We start from the raw sequence: 20,830 nt of genomic DNA, 5'->3' as shown, positions 1-20,830 counted from the left end.
AGGAAAGTCATGACCGAATCAATGATCGTTCCCATTCGCTGGCAAGATGATGCAATTGAACTGCTTGATCAGCGAGCCCTGCCAGGAAAATATGAAACATTTTATGCCAGGGACGTAACGGATACCGTTGAGGCTATTCGATCGATGGTGGTAAGGGGGGCACCGGCCATTGGGATTACAGCAGCCTATGGCGTGGTATTGGCAGCTAAGTCGCTTGGTACATCCGCAGACTGGCAGCCCCGCTTGGACGAGGATGTCAAATTGCTGGCGACTTCACGACCCACAGCGGTAAATCTGTTCTGGGCCTTGGAGCGCATGAAAAATGTAATCACACGTCATATCTATGCGACGGTTGTACCTACAGAGGCGCTATTGGAAGAAGCACTGCGTATCCATCGTCAGGATCTGCAGGACAATCAGGCCATGGCGCGTCATGGTGCCCAGCTCATTGCCGAAACGGGAAATTGCGAAGTCATGACGCACTGCAATACCGGGGCGCTGGCTACCGGTGGCCATGGCACAGCATTAGGCGTGATTCGTACGGCATGGGGTGATGGCTTGATCAGCCATGTCCATGTTAACGAAACACGCCCTTGGCTTCAGGGCGCAAGGTTGACGGCATGGGAGCTTGAGCAGGAGAATATACCGTTATCTTTAAATATTGATTCCGCAGCGTCACTAATAATGAAACAAGGCAAAACCCAATGGTTAATTGTGGGAGCCGACAGAATTGCCGCCAATGGGGACGTCGCCAATAAAATTGGCACTTTCAGTCTAGCGGTTCAAGCGCGTTATCATGGCATCAAGGTCATGGTGGCAGCGCCTTTGAGCACATTCGATCTGACACTTGCTACCGGCGATGAAATTCCTATTGAAACTCGCGATGCAACAGAGCTTCGTCAATCGGGAGAGCGTCTGGTGACATCTGAAACCATCGATATATACAATCCTGTTTTCGATGTTACTCCGGCGGCGTTAATCGATGCCATCGTGACCGAGAAAGGCGTCATAAAAGCCCCAAGTGCAAAGAAAATTGCGATGATGTTTAATACCTTAGCGAATTGAAGCCTCTGTTAACATCAGGCTTACACTAAGTTATGGCATACTCGTCATAGCATGATTGATTCACACTCTTTGAAAAAAGGACAAAGGAATGATCCGTAAAGCCGTACTTCCCGTTGCTGGTTTTGGTACACGTTGCCTGCCGGCATCAAAGGCTATCCCCAAGGAGATGATCACGATCGTCGACAAGCCGGTAATTCAGTATGTGGTTCAAGAAGCTGTTGCTGCCGGTATCAAAGAAATTGTGCTGGTCACGCATTCGAGCAAATCGGCGATCGAAAATCACTTCGACAAGCATTTTGAGCTGGAAATGCAGCTTGAAGCCAAAGGCAAGACTGAGTTGCTTGAAGAGTTGCGCAATATCATCCCTGACGATGTATCTATCATCAGCATTCGCCAGCCTGAAGCGCTTGGTCTTGGCCACGCGGTACTCTGCGCGCGTCCGATCATTGGCGACAATGAGCCGTTTGCTGTATTGCTGCCTGACGTACTGGTCGATGGTGAAGGCCTTGCGCAAAATGATCTTGCGGGCATGATCAAAGCCTATGATGAGACTAACAGCGCACAGATCATGGTTGAAAATGTACCTCAGGACGTTGCTTACAAGTACGGTATCGTAGCTCTTGAAGGGGATACGCCTGCAGCTGGGCAGAGTGCCAAGATTACCGGTATGGTCGAGAAGCCGAAAAGTGGTGAAGAACCTTCTACACTGGCTGTAATTGGACGTTATCTGTTGCCGGGTCAAATATTTCCGATACTGGCTGAGACGACACCAGGGGCCGGCAATGAAATTCAGCTGACCGATGCTATCGATACGCTACGTAGCAAGCAGGACGTCTCTGCTTATCGTATGCAAGGCGATACATATGATTGTGGTCATCAGTTAGGTTATCTTGAAGCAACGCTCTCATTTGCTCGTCGTCATCCTAAGTACGGCGAAGGTTTTCGTGAGCTACTAAGTCGTTACAACAGCGAGGCATAACAGCATGCAGGTAGTCGTGCATGGAAGCGAGCTCAGTGCGGCTACCGCCGCCGCAGCATTATCGATGGTGGGCCATCGCGTTTATTGGTGGCCTCATCCTGAACAGCCATGGGATGTGCTGCGCGAAAGTGAATGGCTCAACCGTGAGGCGGGCCTGCGTGGGCAAATCGACTATAGCATCGAGAATGGTGCCCTTGTTTTATGCGATACGCATAAAACATTGCCATGCGCTGAAGTCTATTGGCTGGCCCTATCGGCCGATCAACGTGATGACGCCACCCAATGGGTAGCGAATGTTTTGGCCAAGGAAACCCACAATTTCGTTCTGGTCAATAACAGTACCTTTCCGATAGGACAAACTGAGCAGCTCGAACTCGGGCTGAAGAAAGAGCATCAGATAGCTGTTGCGCTGCCTGACATGCTTGAAGAAGGACGAGCGCTTTCCTCGTTCACTCGTCCGCAGCGTTGGCTGTTAGGCAGTGAAAACGAATGGGCAACGCGGCAAGTACGCGAATTATTGCGAGCGTTCAATCGGCGCGAGGACGTGTTTCAGCTGATGCCACGCCGGGCAGCCGAACTGACCCGTCTGGCAATTATCGGCATGTTGGCTACACGTATCAGCTATATGAATGAGTTGGCGAGCCTAGCCGACAGTCTGGATGTCGACGTCGAATTGGTACGTCAGGGGATGGGCGCTGATAGTCGTATCGGTTATGAATATCTTTATCCTGGCTGCGGATTCGGCGGGCCTAATTTCGCGCGTGATCTAATGCGACTGGCCAGCATTCAGTCAGAGAAAGGCCAGGAATCAGCTCTTCTTGAACAGGTGCTCGATTCGAATGAGCAAAACAAGGAGTCGCTGTTCCGCAAGCTCTGGCAGCACTATAAGGGTCAGTTGGACGGTTTGACCGTCGCGATATGGGGTGCAGCATTCAAACCAGGTACGGCTCGTATCGATCATGCTCCCGTTCTTACGCTTATTGAAGCGCTGTGGGCTCAAGGCGTCCATGTACGGGTGCATGATCCAGTAGCATTGCCCGTATTGGCTGAATATTATGGCGAGCATCCTTTGCTCTCTCTGGCCGATGATGCCTATGCGGCCTGCGACGGTGCTGATGCACTCATGCTGGTAACCGAATGGAAAGGATACTGGAACCCGGACTGGCGCCGTTTGTCGACCTTACTCAAGGCGTCACTGGTAATTGATGGGCGCAATATCTTCGATCCCCAATTCGTCGCGCAGCAGGGGTTTGTATATCGCGGAATAGGTCGCCGTGCCGACCCGACATAAGCACTGTCGTCATGACGAATGATGCAAGTACGATCAAAAGCCGCCAAAAGGCGGCTTTTGTTTGTCTTCGAAATAGATGGGAGCTGATCACTGAGCTCATGATGTGAGATTTTGAGCTGCAAACTCCCAGTTGACCAGTGGCCAGAAAGCCTGGATGTATTTGTAACGATTGCCTTGGTAGTCGAGATAATAAGCGTGTTCCCACATATCGAGTGCTAACAAGGGAATGAGCCCTTGCTTCAGAGGCGTATCACTAGCGGTTGTATTGATAATGGCAAGGGAGCCATCTTGCATTTTTACCAACCATGTCCAGCCTGACGAAAAGAGTGCCAGAGCGCTCTGTTCAAACGCGTCCTTGAAGGCGTCAATACTTCCCCAGCGTTCGTTGATAGCACGCCCTAATGCGTCGACGGAGTAGCCATTGCTCCATGGGGAAAGACAGTGCCAGAAGAAACTGTGATTCCATGCCTCCACGGCACAGGCCAGGCGCTCGCCTGTAGCACTCATGATCAAGGATTCCAGCGACTCACTGGCGTAAGGGGAACCTGCATTGATGGTATTGAGCCTCAACAAGTAGTTGCGGTGTTGATACTCATGGTGATGGTGCATCGTTTCCGCTGAAATATATGGTTCTAAAGCATCAAGGGCATAGGGGAGCGAAGGCAATTCGAACGCCACGGAATTCTCCTGTCAAAACGTGATATCACTCTGCTGGAAGAGTGGACTGTTTATTAAACCGATAAAAGGGCTGTAGCCGCTGGTCGCGGCGTTGTGTCACGTTTTAATATCAATGTCACAGAATCTGTGTTTTTCATGACCATGCATCATGGCATGACGATAAAGTCTGTCATGAAATATCTTGATTTACAGAGTGTTACCTATGGCAGACAGACCTGACGACAGTGGACACGATAAAGTAGGTATAGTACCGACCCATGAGGATGCGCTGTCGTTAACGCATCGGAGCTCTGTACCGCAACGTCGGCAACGCGTACGGATATGGCCACTTTATCTGCTTTGTTTGACATGTCTGGTGATATTGATAGTTGGCGGTAGTTTTTTTTGGCTGGAACGTCAGCATTGGCACCATGATACCGTTGTGTTGGAGGACCAGGTGGCTCGGCTAACAGCGCGACTTGGGGAAATCGAACATACCACTGATGGGACCAATGCATCGCTTAGTAAAGAACTGCAGCAGCTGAAAACTGCCGTTGCCGAGCAGGATAAAAGAGTGATCCGTTTGGACAACTCGGAGCAGATAGCACGGCTCGAGGCGAGCATCGTGCGGCTTGAGCAGGCGGGCGAAACGCGGCAGGATACCCTTGCTGCGCTACAGCAATCGCTGAATGCGCTAGACAGCATACTGGATCAGACGCGTAACGAGATGGAGGCAGGACTGACATCTTTGCACCAGTCGACCAGCGCGACTGAACAGAAGGTAGGTGATTTGGACAATCGTCTTGCCGTGCTTACTGAGCATATTGAAGCGCAAGACCATACTCTCAATGAGCTGCAAGAACTGCAGCGCAAAGGAATGCTGGCGGAAGAGCACATGGAGCAGCTAGGCAATCAATTGGCTCGGTTGCAGCAGCAGACCGAGTCATTGAAAAGCGAGGACGAGCAGATAAAGGCTCGCTTACAGCAATTACATAATAAGCAGCTTTCCTTGGCGGCCGAGCAGGAGATGCTCAATAGCCGGTTCAATGGTGCTTTAAAATAATGCGCAGCAAGACACTAAAGGCACAAGGGCGCTATTGATGCGGAAATCTCTGCTTGGTGCAACGTCGCTGGCGGCGATAATTGGGCTGTGTACAGCAACGCAAAATGCGTTTGCTGTTGATGCAAATGTGGATGGCATCGATGGGGCACCCGAGACCAACATCGAAGCCTATCTTGCCTCTCTAACCATCCCGGAAGGTGCCGAACTGGCAAGCTATGAACCTGAAGCGCTCAAGCGCACTCAGAATGCCCTCAAGGTATATGGCTATTACGAGCCGGAAATATACATTTCTTTTCCTGACCACGAGCACGTGAATATCACTGTAAAGCCGGGAGAGCAGGTTAAAATCAATAACCTTGTCGTCCGCATCCGTGGCGCTGCACGCGATGACAAGTTTTTTCAGCAAGCCTTGGATGAAAGTGCCTTGATGAAATCGCAAGGCGAGCCCCTGAACCATGCCGACTATGATGCGTTGAAGCAGCAGCTAAGCACGATCGCATTGGAACGAGGATATTTCGATGCACGTTATCTGACACATCGACTTGAAATCAGGCCGTGGGCCAATGCAGCCAATGTTGTTTTAATTTTTGACAGCGGCAAGCGTTATCGTTTTGGCGAGGTGTCATTTGAGGGGAGTCAGATCAAGGAGGAACGGTTGCGCAACATGCTGCCGTTCGAACCCGGTGACTATTATTCGGCCTCCGAGCTTAGTACGTATAACCAGCGCTTGAGCTCTACAGGATGGTTTAGAAGCGCTGCAGTGCGTCCTCAGATAGCCAGCAGCGATGAAGTTATCACGCCATCACCGGATGAAAACAGCAGTGAGACGGCAGCACCCGAGCCCATTGATACGACGGTGCCTATCACGGTGGAATTGATACCTGCTGATCGCCATAGGTTTGAGACGGGTATTGGTTATGCTACTGATGTAGGCACACGTGTGCAGTTTGGTTGGACAATGCCGTGGATTAATGAACGGGGCGATAGTCTGACCAACAGTATTTTTTATTCAGGCCCCGAAAAGCGCGCGAGTGGCCAGTATACGATTCCGTTGGATAATCCTCTGCGTGACAGTTACCAGATTCGCTATAACTTGGAGGATATCGATAATGAGGATACCGATAGCTTCGAGAGTTCGCTTACGTTTGCCCGCGAATGGAACTTCACGCACGGTTGGACGCAAAGCGTCTATCTGCGCGCCCAAAGAGAAGATTTTACCCAGGCTGACCAGGACGACATCGTTTTCCTGTTGGTGCCTGGGGCAAGCTGGTCTCATGTCAATGTCGATAATATCCGTTTCCCTATGCGCGGCGATCGAGAGGATCTGCTGGTTGAATTCTCCGATACCGCTTGGGGTTCTGATGCCCGCTTTGTACGTACTCGCCTGCAATCCCAATTGATTGGCAGCATTGGCGACAGCAACCGCTTTTTCACGAGGACGACAGTAGGAGCAACGGCAACCGATACTTTCGATAAGGTTCCGCCATCACTACGCTTTTTTGCCGGTGGTGATAATAGTATTCGCGGATATGATTACGAAAGCCTCTCTCCTGAAAACGAAGATGGCGATCTGCTGGGTGGTAAGCATTTGTTTACCGCTACAGCGGAGTATCAACGTCGCATAAAAGACGGTTGGTGGTTAGCCACGTTTGCCGATGGCGGCAACTCCTTTGATGACTGGTGGCCAGACGATATCAAAACCTCTGCAGGGTTGGGTGTTCGCTGGATTTCGCCCGTAGGCCCTATCAGTCTTGATATCGCTCACCCTTTTGATGATGAGGAGAACTCATGGCGTCTTCATTTCGCCATCGGACCCGAGTTCTGATGCTGCTGCCACGTTTCATCATCTGGGTCATGCTCTGGCTGATAGCGTTGATCATGATTGTGATGGGCGCGGCGTTATCGCCGTGGGGAACGGCATGGCTATTTGATCAGGCCGAGTCGCGTGGGCTATTAAGTGTAGGTAGCGTTGAAGGCGCGCCGCTTGATCACTTGGTGTTGACCGACCTGCATGTTGATATTGCGGCACTGACACTTGATGCCGATCGCTTCGAGCTCGCCTGGGCTGATGATTGTCTGCTCAAAGGCCGGCTGTGCATTGACCGTCTTGGCGGCAACGGCATAAGAGTGAACCTTAAAGATAGCGCCGAGAAGAGTGCTCCTGACGCGGACACGGATCAGGAAAATGGCCTGCCGCATATTGCTACGCCGATTCCCGTTGAAGTACGTGCCATTGAATTCTCCGATTTTGCACTGACACTGGCTGATGGCACTTATGCCGGCTGGACCTCCTTTACCAGTGGGCTGCGCTTTGAAGGCGATACGCTGACACTGGCCGATACGCATTGGCAGTCGCCTCGGGTTGCGCTTCCTGTTACATCGGAAAATGTCACGGCAGCTGACTTGCAGGCACCGGTAGATGTCGCGCTGGTAGCTGATGTAGCAGGTGTCGATGCTTCGGCCACTACTGCGGACAAGACGTCTGATGTGCTACAGGAGTTAAACACACGTCTGCTGGAAGAACAGACCTTCGATGTCAACCGTGACGTCGCCAATGAAGTCGTGTCAGGGCAGCCGGCAGTTAATGATATCACTGGTGATGCGACTGAAAATGTTGCTGATCAGAGCAGCCCCAATCCGCTGGCGGCGTTCAGTGAGAATGCCCAGGGAGATCGGTTAGATCTGCCGGATATCTCCCTGCCGATTAATGTCGATATTCCTTCATTCATTATCGACGACTTCCAGCTCTCTGGACCAACGCCCTATACGATCAACCGTTTTGAGCTGAGCCTTCATGGTCACGATAATCAGGTTGAGATTACGCGCATCTTTGCTGATACGCCGGATGCTACGGCCACGTTATCAGGGGCAGCCACGTTAGCTGATGAGTATCCGTTGCAGCTGGCCGTAAACGCGACGATGCATCGCGCGCCAGTTGATGGCGAAAAAGTGGCGCTGACCATTGAGGGCTCACTAGCTGATTTAACAATAGCAATGACGGCTCAAGGGCCGGTAGATGCTTCCCTTGATGCTTCCCTCGATGCGCTGGATCGCCAGCTGCCGTTTAATGCAGCGCTCAAGACCCCTTTATTGGGTTGGCCTTTGCAGGGAACTCCCGATTATCGGGTACGTGATTTTTCCCTGACCGCTGAAGGGAGCCTGGCGGGGTATCGCATTGATCTGGCAACACAGGCCAGCGGTGCACAGTTTGCTGATACGCGTATCACCCTGGCGGGTCAGGGCGACTTTCAACAGTTTGCCTGGCAACCGCTTAGGCTTGAAACAGCGCAAGGACGGCTGGAAAGTCAGGGCAGTGTACGTTGGGCACCTGCACTTGATGCGCACGTTTTATTAACCATGAGTGACTTGCGTTTGCAGGACTTTGTCCCTGATATCACCGGGCGGCTCAACGGCGAGGCGGCGCTCAACTTTCATCAGCAGGATCAAGCCTGGTCCCTTGAAGTACCCAACGTAGCAATCAATGGCACATTACAGCAGCGTCCGCTATCGCTCCAGGCCAAGCTCAACGGTAATAGCGAGATGCAGTGGCACATCGATACGCTCGATCTGCGCCAAGGGCGTAACCGGATAACGGCGCAGGGCGACGTCGCCAAGAAGCTCTCGCTGGATGCCAACATTCAGGCGCCTGCCTTGGGAACCATCTTGCCTGATCTAGGCGGAAGCCTGACAGGGCAGGTACGCCTGGCTGGAACGATGCAAAAGCCCCAGGGCCATATTGTGTTGGATGGCGAGGCGATTCGCTATGGAGAAAACCGCTTGGGCAGTTTATCACTACGTGCTGACGCAAGTGGGCTCAATGATCCTCAGTTCGATATTGAGGTGAATGCCCAGCATCTGGTGGCGGGAGGACAAAATCTGCGTGCGCTGGCGCTTACTCTTGAGGGACGCTTGAGCAGCCATCATCTGGCCTTGGCTATTGATAGTGCACAGGATATGCCGGTTACCGAGGCCAACTTGGCACTGGATGGAGGATTGAATCTTTCTACTCAGCGCTACAGTGGACAACTATCGCCGCTTAACGTGGAGACGGTTCAGGCAGGCACTATTGTCCTTGATGATCCGATGCGTTTTAACGTCAATCTGGCAAACTCATCGGCGACTATTGAGCCGTTCTGTTTGGTACGTCGTCAGGGCGGACGTTTGTGTGCCACGCAGGCCATAGCGGCAAGTGCTGACCAAGGTCACGCTCAGTTAAGTATTACTGATCTGCCCATGACGATTCTTAACGATTACTTGCCTGACCAATGGCATGTCACGACGGGGCAGACGGATGGCAATATTACTGCGCAGTGGTCACGAGGTGGTGCAAATTGGCAGGCTAACGGTCAAGTCAATAGTCAGCTTGAGGTCACTACAGTCGATGCTCAGGGACAAACGCTACAGCTACCTGCAACGTCCTTGGGACTGACATTCAGCGCTACACCTGCTCAGGCTAATGCTGATCTGGCGCTTGATCTTGATGGTGCAGGTAATATCAAGCTTAACGCAAGCGTTGACGATCCGATGGGTCAGCGCGGTTTAAACGGGCGGTTACGTGTTGATCATGTGAATTTTGCACCTTATCGGCGTCTGGTGAGTGATTTGTCTGAGCTGGAAGGCCAGATGAATGGCGATATTCGCCTTGATGGTGATCTCGAACAGCCACGGTTAAATGGTTCTTTAGTAATCGATGGGGTGAAAGCGAGCGGTGAGCAACTTCCCGTCATGCTTGATGATGCCCGTCTAGCCCTGGAATTTCAGGGAGCTGAAGGGACCCTGAACGGCTATCTGGCTTCAAACCAGGCACGCTGGCAGATAAAGGGGGAAGCTGGTTGGCCAACAACCGGTGATTGGCGGGCACACGCCGCGTTGAACGGCGGTAGATCACCGCTGGAAGTGATTTTGCCTGGCATGGGAAGGCTGCGTGTTGCCCCTCATCTGGATGTGGCCGCGACGCCTTCACGTCTGAATATTACGGGTAATGTGCGTATCCCTTGGGCGCGATTGGCGATTGATCAGATTCCGGCCTCCGCTGAAGCGCCTTCAAGTGATGAAGTTATTCTTACTCGTGAAGAAGCTGCTGAGCTTGACAAGAAGATCGAGCAGGCGAAGGAAGATTATCGTAATGGGAAACAGCCGCAATGGGCTGATATGCGTGCCCTTGAAGATGCCGGCATGGAGCTCAATGTTAATGTCGATATCATCGTGGGCAATGACGTTCAGCTAGAGGCTTACGGCTTGCAGTCTCAACTCGAGGGGCGTATGAACGTACGTCAGCAGGCCGGGTCACTGCAGTTGTTTGGTGATGTATCTCTGGTCAATGGGCGTTTTAGCGCATTCGGACAGAACCTCATCATTCAGGAAGGTAAAGTATCGTTCAATGGCCCGCCATCCATGCCTTATCTTCAATTCAGAGCGATCCGTAATCCGGATACGATTGAAGATGATGTTACTGCGGGGCTGCAAGTATCCGGTTCAGCGCAGAATCCACAAATTGAGGTGTTTTCCGATCCAGAGATGAATGACACGCGGGCGCTATCCTACCTGCTGCGTGGACGTGCGCCTGATTCGGAAAGCGAAGGGGGCAATGACAATGCTTTGACCTCCGCGCTGATTGGGTTATCACTATCGCGTAGCGGTCGGGCCGTAGGCCAGTTGGGTGAAAGCTTTGGCGTTGAGGACCTATCTCTGGATACTTCGGGGTCGGGCGATGAAAGTCAGGTAGTCGTCAGTGGCTATCTGTTTGAAAACTTGAAGGTCAGTTATGGGGTAGGGCTATTTTCTTCAATAGCTGAGCTGACGCTTCGCTATCGCCTTCTACAGAATCTTTATGTGCAGGCTGTTTCTGGTGCCAACCAGGCTGTCGATCTACTGTATACGTTCAGCTTGGGACGTAGTCACAGACCTAGACCTGCTCGAGAACAGCATCGCAGTAATGCGGAAGACAATTGATGTTCAAGGAGTTGATGACCATGTTAACGCGAGAAAAAGCACAGTTACCTACTGCTGAACAGGCGTTGCGCGGACGTGAAGCAGCGCCTGAAATCAGCGGGATTCATCATGTCAATGGCCGTTCTATCGTGCCTCCTTTTCCTGATCAGTATGAAGATATTGTGCTGGGGCTTGGTTGCTTCTGGGGAGCGGAACGGTTGTTCTGGCAACTTCCGGGTGTGTATACCACGGCGGCAGGATACGCAGGTGGTTATACGCCTAACCCGAGTTATGAAGAGGTCTGTACCGGCATGACCGGCCATGCCGAAGTAGTCCGTGTGGTCTTTGATCCGACTATCATCGGCTTGCCGGAGATACTCCAAGTATTCTGGGAGGCTCATGATCCGACACAAGGCATGCGACAGGGTAACGATCTCGGGACTCAGTATCGCTCAGCAATCTATATCACCACGAGTGCGCAGAGTGCCATTGTCGATAAGAGCCTTAATGAGTATGCCCGAGCGCTTGAGAAAGCGGGGCTTGGACACATCACTACAGAAGTAGATAGGCTCGATACCTTCTATTATGCCGAAGAATATCACCAGCAATATCTAAGCAAAAATCCCGCAGGCTATTGCGGTCTCAAGGGTACGGGTATCAGTTGTCCTGTCTGCTGATCATCGGCATTTCTTGTTACGTTTGTCTATAGGCGGTTATCCACGGCTCGATACCTGGACCATCGAGAGGCTAGACCAGGCGTCGAGCTGTGCGGATATGCGACGCGACAACCAAGAGCACAGTATCCCTCCTTTTCGTTCAATGAATCCCACATGACCACCATGCCGGGTTAACTCGACCCTGACGCAGGCTGAGGGGGATGGTAGCCGCTGGAACAGGTCTCGTGGGGCGAACGGATCATCTTGAGCATGCAAGATCAGGGTGGGTAATTCGATACGGTCAATCATTCTGCCTGCCGATGCTCGCTGGTAATAATCACTTGCCGACGTAAAGCCGTGCAGCGGTGCAGTCACTTCATTGTCATAAGCCCAGAAGGTATCAAGCTGGGCCACTTGCTTGGCGGTGAGCTTCAAGGGAAAGCCTTCCTGTGCCAGCTTAGTATGTAGCTTGCGTCTCAATGCATGAAGTAAATGACGTTGATAAACGCTTGCAAACCCGATGTTCAATGCATCTGCCGATGCGGCGAGATCCAGTGGTGCACTGATGGCGATTGCACCGGCTAGATCAAGGCCGTCTCCGCCCTGTTCGGCGACCAGCTTCAGCAGCATGTTGGCACCTAAGGATACCCCGGCAGCCACTTTCAGAGCGTAGGGATAGCGAACCGCGAGTTGCCCGAGAAACCAGTAGGCGTCTGCTGTATCTCCGCTGTGATAGGCACGATGCAAACGATTGGCAGCTTGCCCGCATCCCCGGAAGTGCATCAGAACGGCGCGCCATCCCTTTTTTGCAGCCATAGTGAGTAACATCCGCGCATAAGGGGAGTTAGCGGATCCTTCTAGACCGTGAAAAAGTATGAAAATCGGCGCTTTGGGATTGTTGGGGGCAGGCCGAGCCCAGCTCAGCTCGACAAAATCGCCGTCCGGCAGATTAAGTATTTCGGTATCACGGGGCAGGGATGGTTTCGGCAGAATACGCGGCAATAGCGTTTGTATATGACGATTGCTCAAGCCCTGTGGTGGTCTGTATTCGGTATTGAATAGTATGCGAGGCATAGCGGTAAGGCCGAATAAATAGTTCGACATATGATGCCGTCAGGTCAAGGTGCATTAGCGCCACCATATGTCGGCGTTACTGTTATAGCCCCGAAGCGGGGGGGCGGGTCAAGTTCTCATTCCCTTGCGGCATGATCACGATATTATCTTCAATACGTATGCCGCCATGTGCCTTAAGCGCGCTTATCGCCTGCCAATCAACATGGTGGCTGATTGTACTGTCATACATTGGAGCCAGGAGAGAATCGATAAAATAGCATCCCGGCTCGATAGTGATGACCATGCCAGGCGAAAGATGGCGCGTTAATCGTAAGGCAGGAGCATCGTTCGGCGGGGGCTTGATGGTTCCTGTGGCGTCCTGCTGAAAGCCGGCTACATCGTGTGTTTGCAGACCAAGAGAGTGCCCTAGTCCATGTGGACACAGGGCACGGGTAAGGCCTGAGGCAACGCAGGCCTCTATGGTCATTGCTTTGACCAGCCCCAGCTCTATGAGTAGCGCCGCCAATAAATCGTGCATGCGACGATGCAGCAGGATGAAGTCCATGCCAGCCTGCGCTTCGCTCACGAGACGTTGCTGATAGTGCTCTATGCCTTGCACCATCTCGCTAAAGAGTGGATGTGCCGACGGGCCGCACCATGTTCTGGTGATATCGGCGCTATAGCCTGCGAAACTGCATCCCGCATCAACCAGTAAGCTGTAACGTATCTTTGGTGGGACGTCGTCATAATGCTGGTAATGTAAAACACCGGCATGATCATTACAGGCGATAATGCCAGGGTAAGGCGCATCGGTTTCACTCTGGCGGCTTGCTTTCAGGTAGGCAATGAATATCAAGCTCCGCTTCGCCAGCGCTGAAGGTGCCACGTGCTGCATGATGTCCCTTTGCTGCCAGCGCATTGGCACGATGAATACATGCCACTTCATAGTCGCTTTTAAACATGCGCTGTTCATCAAGTTCTGCCCGCAACATGGATGGATTGAGCGTGCCCTTGAGATTAACTGCGTCTTCTCCAGAGAGATCCCCCATGATTGCGAAATGCCCAACAGGAAGTTCAGGCAGTCGATGATCCCCCATGCAAATAATGTCGAAGTGTTGAACCCAGGCGGCTTCAGGCAGTTTGATCGGTAGATGCCAGTAAGCTATAGGCTATACCGGGTAACGGTACCCAGTGAAGGAAATGAGCGTAACTCTTGAACGAACGAGGCTGATCATCAGCGAAATGAAACGTTGGGTGACCGCTATATAGCAGTACGCCATCGTATTTTTGTTCGGTGAGGAGATCGGTATAGACATGTTGCAGCCGATCAAGGTGGTCTTCATGCAGGGGTGTGAGTTCTTCCATGGCTATTCTCAAGTAGGCGCTGCCAAAGGACGAGTAATTGAGGGTGCCGGGGCATCTCCGAACGATAGAGACGAAGGTGTAAAGGAAGTGCCCAGCGCTCATCTCCCGCGAGTGCAAGTGTTCCGTCATCCAGACCAGGGCGCACGACGCGCGCTGGCAGCCAGCCTATGCCATATCCTTGTGAGACTAACTCCTTGACGTTGGCCGCGTGGGAATTCTCATTTACCGCTTTTAAATGGGCAGGTTCAGGCATTTCAGTCAGATGCGTTTCCAGTGCCGCTGCTATGATTGAGCGGGAATGAAAGGCGATAAAGGGCAGGGGCGCTGAAGCCGTCCCGGGTAAGCGGTAACGAGGTTGACCTTTATCATCTGTCGAGGAAACCGGAAGAAAATATTCATCATCGATAATAATGAAGGGATAGCCTGATAGGTTGATGCCCAGAGGAATGGCTCGCCGTGGCCAGTAACACAATGCAAGATCGCATTCGCCGCGATCCAACGCTTGGAAGTAATCTCCTGCTAGCCAGTTAGTTGAACGTAAGTAAGGAAGCATCGAGGTAGTCAGTTGATAGTTCTGCAGCCATTGCGGGACGAAATGCAGTAACAGGCTCTGCGGCGCAGCAAGCGTTACCGGCCTGGTGTTGTCAGCCGATAGCGCTGAAATTCTGGATTTGGTTAACCGAACCTGCTCGAGTATTCGTTCGCTCATGATCAGAAATTCTTCTCCCGCTGCCGTCAGCGCAAGTGGAGAAGTGTCGCGCTTGATAAGCTGCTGCCCCATTTGTTCTTCCATAAGGCGAATACGTCTACTAAATGTCGGCTGTGAAACATTCTGATACTGAGCCGCACGCGAGAAATGGCGAATACGTGCCAATGCCACGAAGTCTTCCAACCAGCGTATTTCCATGGCTTAAATATATCTTATCGTAGATGGATAAAGGTGCCCGGATAAGACGGGCAGCAAAGCATGGAGCTAATGAATGGTTATCAGAAGTGAGTCGATAATCGATCCGTTAAACCTGCCATGGCCGGGCGAATGCCCGACCACAAGTATTACGGGATCATGTCTCGTCCGTTGAAGGCTCACTAATACGATATAGCTGAGGTACTTGGTCGAGCCCTGTCGTTGTGCACTCCAAATCAGTAATTAAACCGTTGCTAAGACTGTAACACCAGCCGTGAACAGAGAGTTGCTGGCCACGTAGCCATGCACGCTGAACGATCTTGGTACGACATAGATTGGCTAGTTGAGCGCGAACATTAAGTTCGCACATGCGATCAACTTGCTCATCAAGCGGTAGTTCCTGCAACCAATGCCTATGCCTGTTGTACAAATCACGTACGCTATGCAGCCAATAATCGACGATGCCGCTATCACCACCTGAAAGCGCGGCACGGATGCCGCCGCATCCATAATGGCCAACGATCATGATGTGTTTCACCTTGAGCACATCCACCGCGTACTGAATGACTGAAAGGGCATTCATGTCGTTGTGTTGCACGATGTTGGCAACGTTGCGATGAACAAAGACTTCGCCAGGGGGTAAATCAATAATTTGGTTAGCAGGCACGCGGCTATCGGAACAGCCTATCCAGAGATAATCCGGATTTTGCTGATTGGATAAACGAGCAAAGAAATCAGGGTCACGTGCTTGCACACCCTCTGACCAGCTCTGATTCTGCTCCAGCAGCTTTCCGATATTGCCCTTATCGCTATTACACATGGTTTGGGTTGTCTCGGTGAGTTTCTTTCAAATCTTTTTACGTGAGTATCTATTTACATACCAGCCTTCCTGCCTTGAAACCACAGTGAAGGAGAAAGGCCTCACTGATAAGATACCTGCATTTTCACTTGGTCTCATTCACGAATTTAACAGGAGCGTCACGTGGCGGATTATGATTTTGACCTCTTCGTCATCGGAGCTGGGTCAGGTGGGGTACGCGCAGGTCGTATGGCAGCTAGCCATGGCGCACGTGTAGGCATGGCCGAGGACCGCTATCTAGGCGGTACTTGCGTCAATGTAGGCTGCGTTCCCAAGAAGCTCTATTCCTATGCTGCCCATTTTCACGAATGCTTTACAGAGAGTGCCGGGTTCGGTTGGCAGTTGGGCCAGGCGCCGACCTTTAGTTGGTCAACGCTGCGTGATAACAAGAAAGCAGAAATTGAACGGCTCAATGGGATCTACAGACGTTTGCTCGAGAACGCGAATGTCACGTTATTTAATGGACGTGCACGTATTGTCGATGCCCAGCATGTTGAAGTTGCCGGTAAGCGATACAGCGCCGCTAAAATCCTGCTTGCTACGGGAGGGTGGCCTTGGATACCGGATATTCCGGGCAAGGAGCATTTTCTTGACTCCAATGCCATCTTCGATCTTGAGCGCTTCCCAAAACGCTTCCTGGTGCTTGGGGGCGGATATATCGCTGTAGAATTTGCCAGTATATTCAATGGGTTAGGCGCTGATTCTCATCTGGTGTATCGGGGTTCTCTATTTTTGCGGGGATTCGATCGCGAAGTACGAGAGTTCACGCATGATGAAATGCTGAAAAAGGGCGTAAACCTGCATTTCGAGACGACTATCGAGCGCATTGAAAAACAGGGTGAGGTTTACCACGTACATCTCTCTAACGGTGAACAACTTGAAGTCGATGCCGTGATGGCAGCGACAGGACGCAGACCGAATCTTGATAATGTGGGGCTTGAGAACGTTTCAGTCGAACAGGAAATCAACGGCAAGATTCGTATTGATGACCGTTACCAGACAACAACACCTTCAATCTTAGCGTTGGGCGACCTGATCGATGGCCCTGAACTAACGCCTGTAGCGTTGGCCGAGGCGATGCGGCTGGTCGATTGCCACTTTGGTAAAGGAGAGGCGGCGCCCATAGATTATGAGACAGTGGCCACCGCAGTTTTTTGCCATCCTAATATTGGCACAGTGGGTCTAAGTGAAGAGATGGCGCGTAAGCGATTCGAGAGGATACGTGTTTATAGCACTACCTTTCGGCCCATGAAGCATACGCTTTCCGGATCAGAGGAGCGTAGCATGATGAAATTGATAGTAGATGATGCCTCGGACCGGGTCGTCGGTGCCCATATGGTTGGAGAGGATGCCGGTGAGCTTATTCAGGGCATAGCGATTGCCATACGGGCTCAACTGACCAAAGCTGATTTTGATGCAACTATTGGCATTCATCCCACAAGTGCCGAAGAGTTCGTTACGATGAGAGAGATCACGCGGCATTGATTCTTTGAACTTTCTTTATACCGTTATCTAGAATAAAAAAATACTAAAACAAAAGCCGCTAAGGCGGCTTTTGTTGTCTATAGTTCTTAAAAAGAACTCTATAGACGTTTATAACGCCTCAAGATAAGTAATTATTATGATTAAAGCCAGTTGTAATAAAAACTGGTTTGATTGTTCGATAACTAGTTGTTATGGTTACAACTTAATTCGCTACAGCGAAAATTATCATGACCACGACAAACCAGAATTTCACATCAACAACAGACATGACATATCCACCAGCCACAGCCGAATCCATCATAGAAGGCGAAACACCCATTTTTATTCGCCCCCCCAATACGGATGATGGTTGGGGAATTTATGAATTGGTCAAAGCATGTCCTCCCCTCGATGTAAATTCAGCATATGCCTATCTTTTACTCGCCACCCAGTTTCGTGATCGCTGCGCGGTAGCGACTGATATTGAGGGTGAAATTGTCGGTTTCGTATCAGGCTATGTAAAAGCCAATTCTCCTGATACTTATTTCTTGTGGCAGGTGGCAGTGGGCAAAAAAGCTCGTGGCACGGGGCTTTCTCGTCGACTGGTCGAAGCTGTCTTGAAAAGGCCTCATCAAGCTGATGTACGCCATTTGGAAACAACGATCACGCCAGATAATGAAGCGTCCTGGGGGCTTTTCAAACGATTGGCTGAACGCTGGAAAGCGCCACTCAACAGCCGCGAATATTTTTCCGAGGAACAGCTAGGTGGTGAACATGATCCCGAGAATCTTGTTCGCATTGGGCCGTTCGATCCGACACAAATTTAATCAGGGATGACTAACACTATGGCAAACGAATTTTTTGAACGCATCGAATCTGATGTACGTACCTATTCACGTTCTTTTCCCATAGTCTTCAATCAGGCTCGTGGTGCAACGTTGTGGTCGGAAGACGGCAAGGAGTATATCGACTTTCTTGCGGGTGCCGGCACGCTGAACTATGGCCACAATAATCCGCTTCTCAAGGAAGCGCTTGTTGACTACATATCACGTGACGGCATCGTACACGGCCTCGATTTCTGGACCAGTGCCAAACAGGATTTTTATCAAACGCTTGAAGATGTGATCCTCAAACCGCGTGGATTGGATTACAAGATTCAATTGCCCGGGCCGACAGGAACAAATGCTGTCGAAGCTGCTATTCGTTTGGCACGTAAGATTACTGGTCGTCCCAACATCATGTCGTTTACCAATGGATTTCACGGTGTAACGATGGGCGCACTGGCAACGACCGGGAATGCAAAGTTCCGTGAGGCTCTGGGCGTGCCGGCTATCGGTGCACAGTTCATGCCGTACGATGGTTACTTAGGCGAAGGCGTCGATACACTCGATTATGTCGAGAAAGCACTTGATGATAAATCAAGTGGTCTTGATCGTCCGGCAGCGGCCATTGTCGAAATGGTACAAGGCGAGGGCGGTATCAATGCAGCCTCAGTTGAATGGATCAAACGTCTGGCAGACATCTGTAAAAAACGTGACATCCTGCTGATCATCGATGATATCCAGGCAGGCTGCGGACGTACCGGCAAGTTTTTCAGCTTTGAACATGCGGGTATCAAGCCAGACATTGTTACCAACTCTAAGTCGCTTTCCGGTTACGGTTTGCCATTTGCCATGGTGCTTATGCGCCGCGATCTCGATAAGTGGACTGCGGGTCAATACAACGGCACATTCCGTGGTCATAACCTGGCGATGGTGACTGCTGCAGAAACTCTTCGCCAGTTCTGGCGCGATGATACGTTCGAGCGTGAGGTTCAACGCAAGGGCGACGTGGTCAAGGATCGATTCGAAAAACTTGCTCGTATGCTTACCGAAGCGGGTCATCCAGCCAGCGAACGTGGCCGTGGTCTGATGCGTGGTATTGATGTTAAAAGTGGTGAGCTTGCAGGCCAGATCACGCATGGTGCATTCGAACGTGGCTTGGTGATTGAAACGAGTGGGCAGGCAGGTCAAGTGGTTAAGTGCCTCTGTTCATTGACCATTACAGACGATGAACTGGCAAAAGGTCTCGATATACTCGAAGACAGTGTCCAAAGCGTTATCAATAAATAAGCTTAATTTTTCCTCAACAATACCGGTCCAACGTGACCGGTATTGTTAATAGTCTTACCGATCAACAAAGAAAAGGGATACCCAATATGATCGTGCGTAACCTTGAAGAATGTCGCAAATCAGAGCGCTATGTTGAAGCCGAGAACGGTAATTGGGACAGTACGCGTTTAGTTCTTTCTAATGACAACGTTGGCTTTTCCTTCAATATCACGCGCATTCATCCAGGTACGGAAACACATATTCACTATAAGCATCATTTTGAAGCAGTATTTTGCTATGAAGGCGAGGGTGAAGTAGAAACCATTGCTGATGGCAAAATACACACTATCAAAGCGGGTGATATGTACTTGCTCAACGAGCACGACGAGCATTGGTTACGGGGCAAGGAAAAAGGCATGACGGTAGCGTGTGTCTTCAATCCGGCATTGAGTGGCCGTGAAGTGCACCGCGAAGATGGTTCTTATGAATTGGCAGATGAGTTGGAAGTGCGTCATAAGGACGGTTCTTACGAACTCACAGATGAATAATTGTCTAGCTTTGGTTTTACCTAGAGGCCGCCGAAAAGAGCGGCCTTTTTTGTTTATGCAAATTACCTCATACGTCTGAGTCAGTGCCTTCGAGAAGAAACTTGTACCTTTCTTCCACGGTGCGCAGGTCTCCTGATACAGATGTATTTTGCGCGCTGGGTTGAGATCCTTCCGTTGAGGTCTGTTTGTTGCTGGAAGAAGGCTGCGCCTCAGGCTGGGACTCTTCTGCGGAGGTTTGCTCACTTGAAGAGGACTGCGCCTCAGGCTGGGATTCTTCTGCGGAGGTTTGCTCACTTGAAGAGGACTGCGCCTCAGGCTGGGATTCTTCTGCGGAGGTTTGATCACTCGAAGTAGATTGCGCCTCTGGCTGGAGCTCTTCCGTAGTGGTTTGCTTAGTCAGTGCTGTTTGAGTATCAGAAGATGATTGCTTGTTCGGAGTGGCTTGGCGTTCTTCGGGGGACCCGGTACTAGGGATATTGCTTGTCCCTGCTTGAGCGCTTTTACGAGAGTAAACAATCTTGCGAGTGCCGTTCTCACAGGAACCAACAATCTGCCCACCAGCCTCGTTCGCTTCTGCATTAGGCAGGGCATCAAGTTGAAACTGTGATGTAGGGACACCATTGGCTTCTATTTTCTGGGCGATCTGCGCCATTACATCTTCACATGAGGCTGCTGCCGTTAACGGAAAATAGCCCAAGGCAAGCACACTAGAATACAGAAATACGTTCTTCATGATGACACGCTCCTTGCAGTCATAAATGATCCTTCTTTTCCAAAATAGCATTTATTGAGATCAGAGTTTTACTGGAATTGTGTTCGCTACTGTACCGGCCTGGATTTACCGGATTATATTTTGTGCCGAGAGTTCAATAATCGCACATTAGGCTTTTATATAATTGCTTTCG

General features: G+C 51.0%; 19 protein-coding genes. 11 read left to right on the top strand and 8 right to left on the bottom strand.

Annotation, left to right across the window (positions count from 1 at the left end):
• Positions 1-9 precede the first annotated feature (9 nt).
• The 3 genes from mtnA to C3Z11_RS12060 all read left to right on the top strand — a co-directional run bounded on the left by mtnA (position 10) and on the right by C3Z11_RS12060 (position 3,335).
• Positions 10-1,065 (top strand): S-methyl-5-thioribose-1-phosphate isomerase, encoded by a 1,056-nt coding sequence (gene mtnA, locus C3Z11_RS12070; protein WP_106478204.1) that lies wholly within the window; start codon positions 10-12, stop codon positions 1,063-1,065.
• A gap of 88 nt (positions 1,066-1,153) precedes the next feature.
• Positions 1,154-2,044, top strand: coding sequence for a UTP--glucose-1-phosphate uridylyltransferase GalU (gene galU, locus C3Z11_RS12065; RefSeq protein WP_106478203.1), 891 nt, complete (start codon positions 1,154-1,156; stop codon positions 2,042-2,044).
• Positions 2,045-2,048: 4 nt separating this feature from the next.
• The gene (locus tag C3Z11_RS12060) at positions 2,049-3,335 is read left to right on the top strand and encodes a nucleotide sugar dehydrogenase (protein ID WP_106478202.1); all 1,287 of its coding nucleotides are present in this window, start codon (positions 2,049-2,051) and stop codon (positions 3,333-3,335) included.
• Between the two features lie 96 nt (positions 3,336-3,431).
• Here the strand turns inward: C3Z11_RS12060 and C3Z11_RS12055 are convergent, their stop codons facing one another.
• Positions 3,432-4,013 carry a superoxide dismutase gene (locus tag C3Z11_RS12055; RefSeq protein ID WP_106478201.1) on the bottom strand — a complete coding sequence of 194 codons (582 nt, stop codon included), beginning with the start codon at positions 4,011-4,013 and terminating at the stop codon, positions 3,432-3,434.
• A gap of 202 nt (positions 4,014-4,215) precedes the next feature.
• Between C3Z11_RS12055 and C3Z11_RS12050 the strand changes: the two genes are divergently transcribed.
• From C3Z11_RS12050 to msrA, 4 genes are read left to right on the top strand one after another with little or no spacing between them, the layout of a single operon-like run.
• The gene (locus tag C3Z11_RS12050) at positions 4,216-5,055 is read left to right on the top strand and encodes a coiled-coil domain-containing protein (protein WP_158701038.1); all 840 of its coding nucleotides are present in this window, start codon (positions 4,216-4,218) and stop codon (positions 5,053-5,055) included.
• A 37-nt stretch (positions 5,056-5,092) separates the two neighbouring features.
• Positions 5,093-6,880 (top strand): autotransporter assembly complex protein TamA, encoded by a 1,788-nt coding sequence (gene tamA / locus C3Z11_RS12045; RefSeq protein ID WP_106478199.1) that lies wholly within the window; start codon positions 5,093-5,095, stop codon positions 6,878-6,880.
• Complete coding sequence (gene tamB, locus C3Z11_RS12040; protein WP_106478198.1) at positions 6,844-11,007, top strand: autotransporter assembly complex protein TamB; 4,164 nt, start codon at positions 6,844-6,846, stop codon at positions 11,005-11,007. The genes tamA and tamB overlap by 37 nt, the downstream gene beginning before the upstream one ends.
• 20 nt (positions 11,008-11,027) lie before the next feature.
• Positions 11,028-11,663: a peptide-methionine (S)-S-oxide reductase MsrA gene (gene msrA / locus C3Z11_RS12035; protein WP_394810210.1), complete on the top strand. Its 636-nt coding sequence runs from the start codon at positions 11,028-11,030 to the stop codon at positions 11,661-11,663.
• 36 nt (positions 11,664-11,699) lie between these two features.
• Here the strand turns inward: msrA and C3Z11_RS12030 are convergent, their stop codons facing one another.
• The 6 genes from C3Z11_RS12030 to can form a co-directional block, all read right to left on the bottom strand.
• Positions 11,700-12,716 (bottom strand): hydrolase, encoded by a 1,017-nt coding sequence (locus C3Z11_RS12030; RefSeq protein WP_106478530.1) that lies wholly within the window; start codon positions 12,714-12,716, stop codon positions 11,700-11,702.
• 82 nt (positions 12,717-12,798) lie between these two features.
• Positions 12,799-13,551: a M24 family metallopeptidase gene (locus tag C3Z11_RS17150; RefSeq protein WP_262927386.1), complete on the bottom strand. Its 753-nt coding sequence runs from the start codon at positions 13,549-13,551 to the stop codon at positions 12,799-12,801.
• Positions 13,511-13,792, bottom strand: a complete 282-nt coding sequence (locus tag C3Z11_RS17145) for a hypothetical protein (protein ID WP_262927385.1) — start codon at positions 13,790-13,792, stop codon at positions 13,511-13,513. Before C3Z11_RS17145 ends, C3Z11_RS17150 begins: the two co-directional genes overlap by 41 nt.
• Positions 13,793-13,826: 34 nt before the next feature.
• Positions 13,827-14,060 (bottom strand): hypothetical protein, encoded by a 234-nt coding sequence (locus C3Z11_RS17140; RefSeq protein ID WP_262927384.1) that lies wholly within the window; start codon positions 14,058-14,060, stop codon positions 13,827-13,829.
• A complete protein-coding gene (locus tag C3Z11_RS12020; protein ID WP_106478197.1) occupies positions 14,035-14,967 on the bottom strand; it encodes a LysR family transcriptional regulator in 933 nt (310 codons plus the stop codon). The genes C3Z11_RS17140 and C3Z11_RS12020 overlap by 26 nt, the downstream gene beginning before the upstream one ends.
• Positions 14,968-15,121: 154 nt before the next feature.
• Positions 15,122-15,784 (bottom strand): carbonate dehydratase, encoded by a 663-nt coding sequence (gene can, locus C3Z11_RS12015; RefSeq protein ID WP_106478196.1) that lies wholly within the window; start codon positions 15,782-15,784, stop codon positions 15,122-15,124.
• 162 nt (positions 15,785-15,946) lie between these two features.
• Here can and gorA point away from each other — a divergent pair, with 162 nt between their 5' ends.
• The 4 genes from gorA to C3Z11_RS11995 all read left to right on the top strand — a co-directional run bounded on the left by gorA (position 15,947) and on the right by C3Z11_RS11995 (position 19,925).
• Positions 15,947-17,308: a glutathione-disulfide reductase gene (gorA, locus tag C3Z11_RS12010; protein ID WP_106478195.1), complete on the top strand. Its 1,362-nt coding sequence runs from the start codon at positions 15,947-15,949 to the stop codon at positions 17,306-17,308.
• Between the two features lie 266 nt (positions 17,309-17,574).
• Complete coding sequence (gene ectA / locus C3Z11_RS12005; protein ID WP_394810212.1) at positions 17,575-18,114, top strand: diaminobutyrate acetyltransferase; 540 nt, start codon at positions 17,575-17,577, stop codon at positions 18,112-18,114.
• 18 nt (positions 18,115-18,132) lie between these two features.
• On the top strand, positions 18,133-19,398 hold the full coding sequence (gene ectB, locus C3Z11_RS12000) for a diaminobutyrate--2-oxoglutarate transaminase (protein ID WP_106478193.1): 1,266 nt from the start codon (positions 18,133-18,135) through the stop codon (positions 19,396-19,398).
• An 86-nt stretch (positions 19,399-19,484) separates the two neighbouring features.
• Positions 19,485-19,925 carry an ectoine synthase gene (locus tag C3Z11_RS11995; RefSeq protein ID WP_106478192.1) on the top strand — a complete coding sequence of 147 codons (441 nt, stop codon included), beginning with the start codon at positions 19,485-19,487 and terminating at the stop codon, positions 19,923-19,925.
• A gap of 67 nt (positions 19,926-19,992) precedes the next feature.
• Here the strand turns inward: C3Z11_RS11995 and C3Z11_RS11990 are convergent, their stop codons facing one another.
• Positions 19,993-20,658: a DUF1161 domain-containing protein gene (locus C3Z11_RS11990; RefSeq protein WP_106478191.1), complete on the bottom strand. Its 666-nt coding sequence runs from the start codon at positions 20,656-20,658 to the stop codon at positions 19,993-19,995.
• Between the last annotated feature and the right edge of the window lie 172 nt (positions 20,659-20,830).

The organism is Phytohalomonas tamaricis (genome assembly GCF_003012345.1).
Classification (GTDB): Bacteria; Pseudomonadota; Gammaproteobacteria; order Pseudomonadales; family Halomonadaceae; genus Phytohalomonas; species Phytohalomonas tamaricis.
Note: the sequence above shows the minus strand (reverse complement) of the source record. Positions and strands in the feature narration are given on the sequence as shown.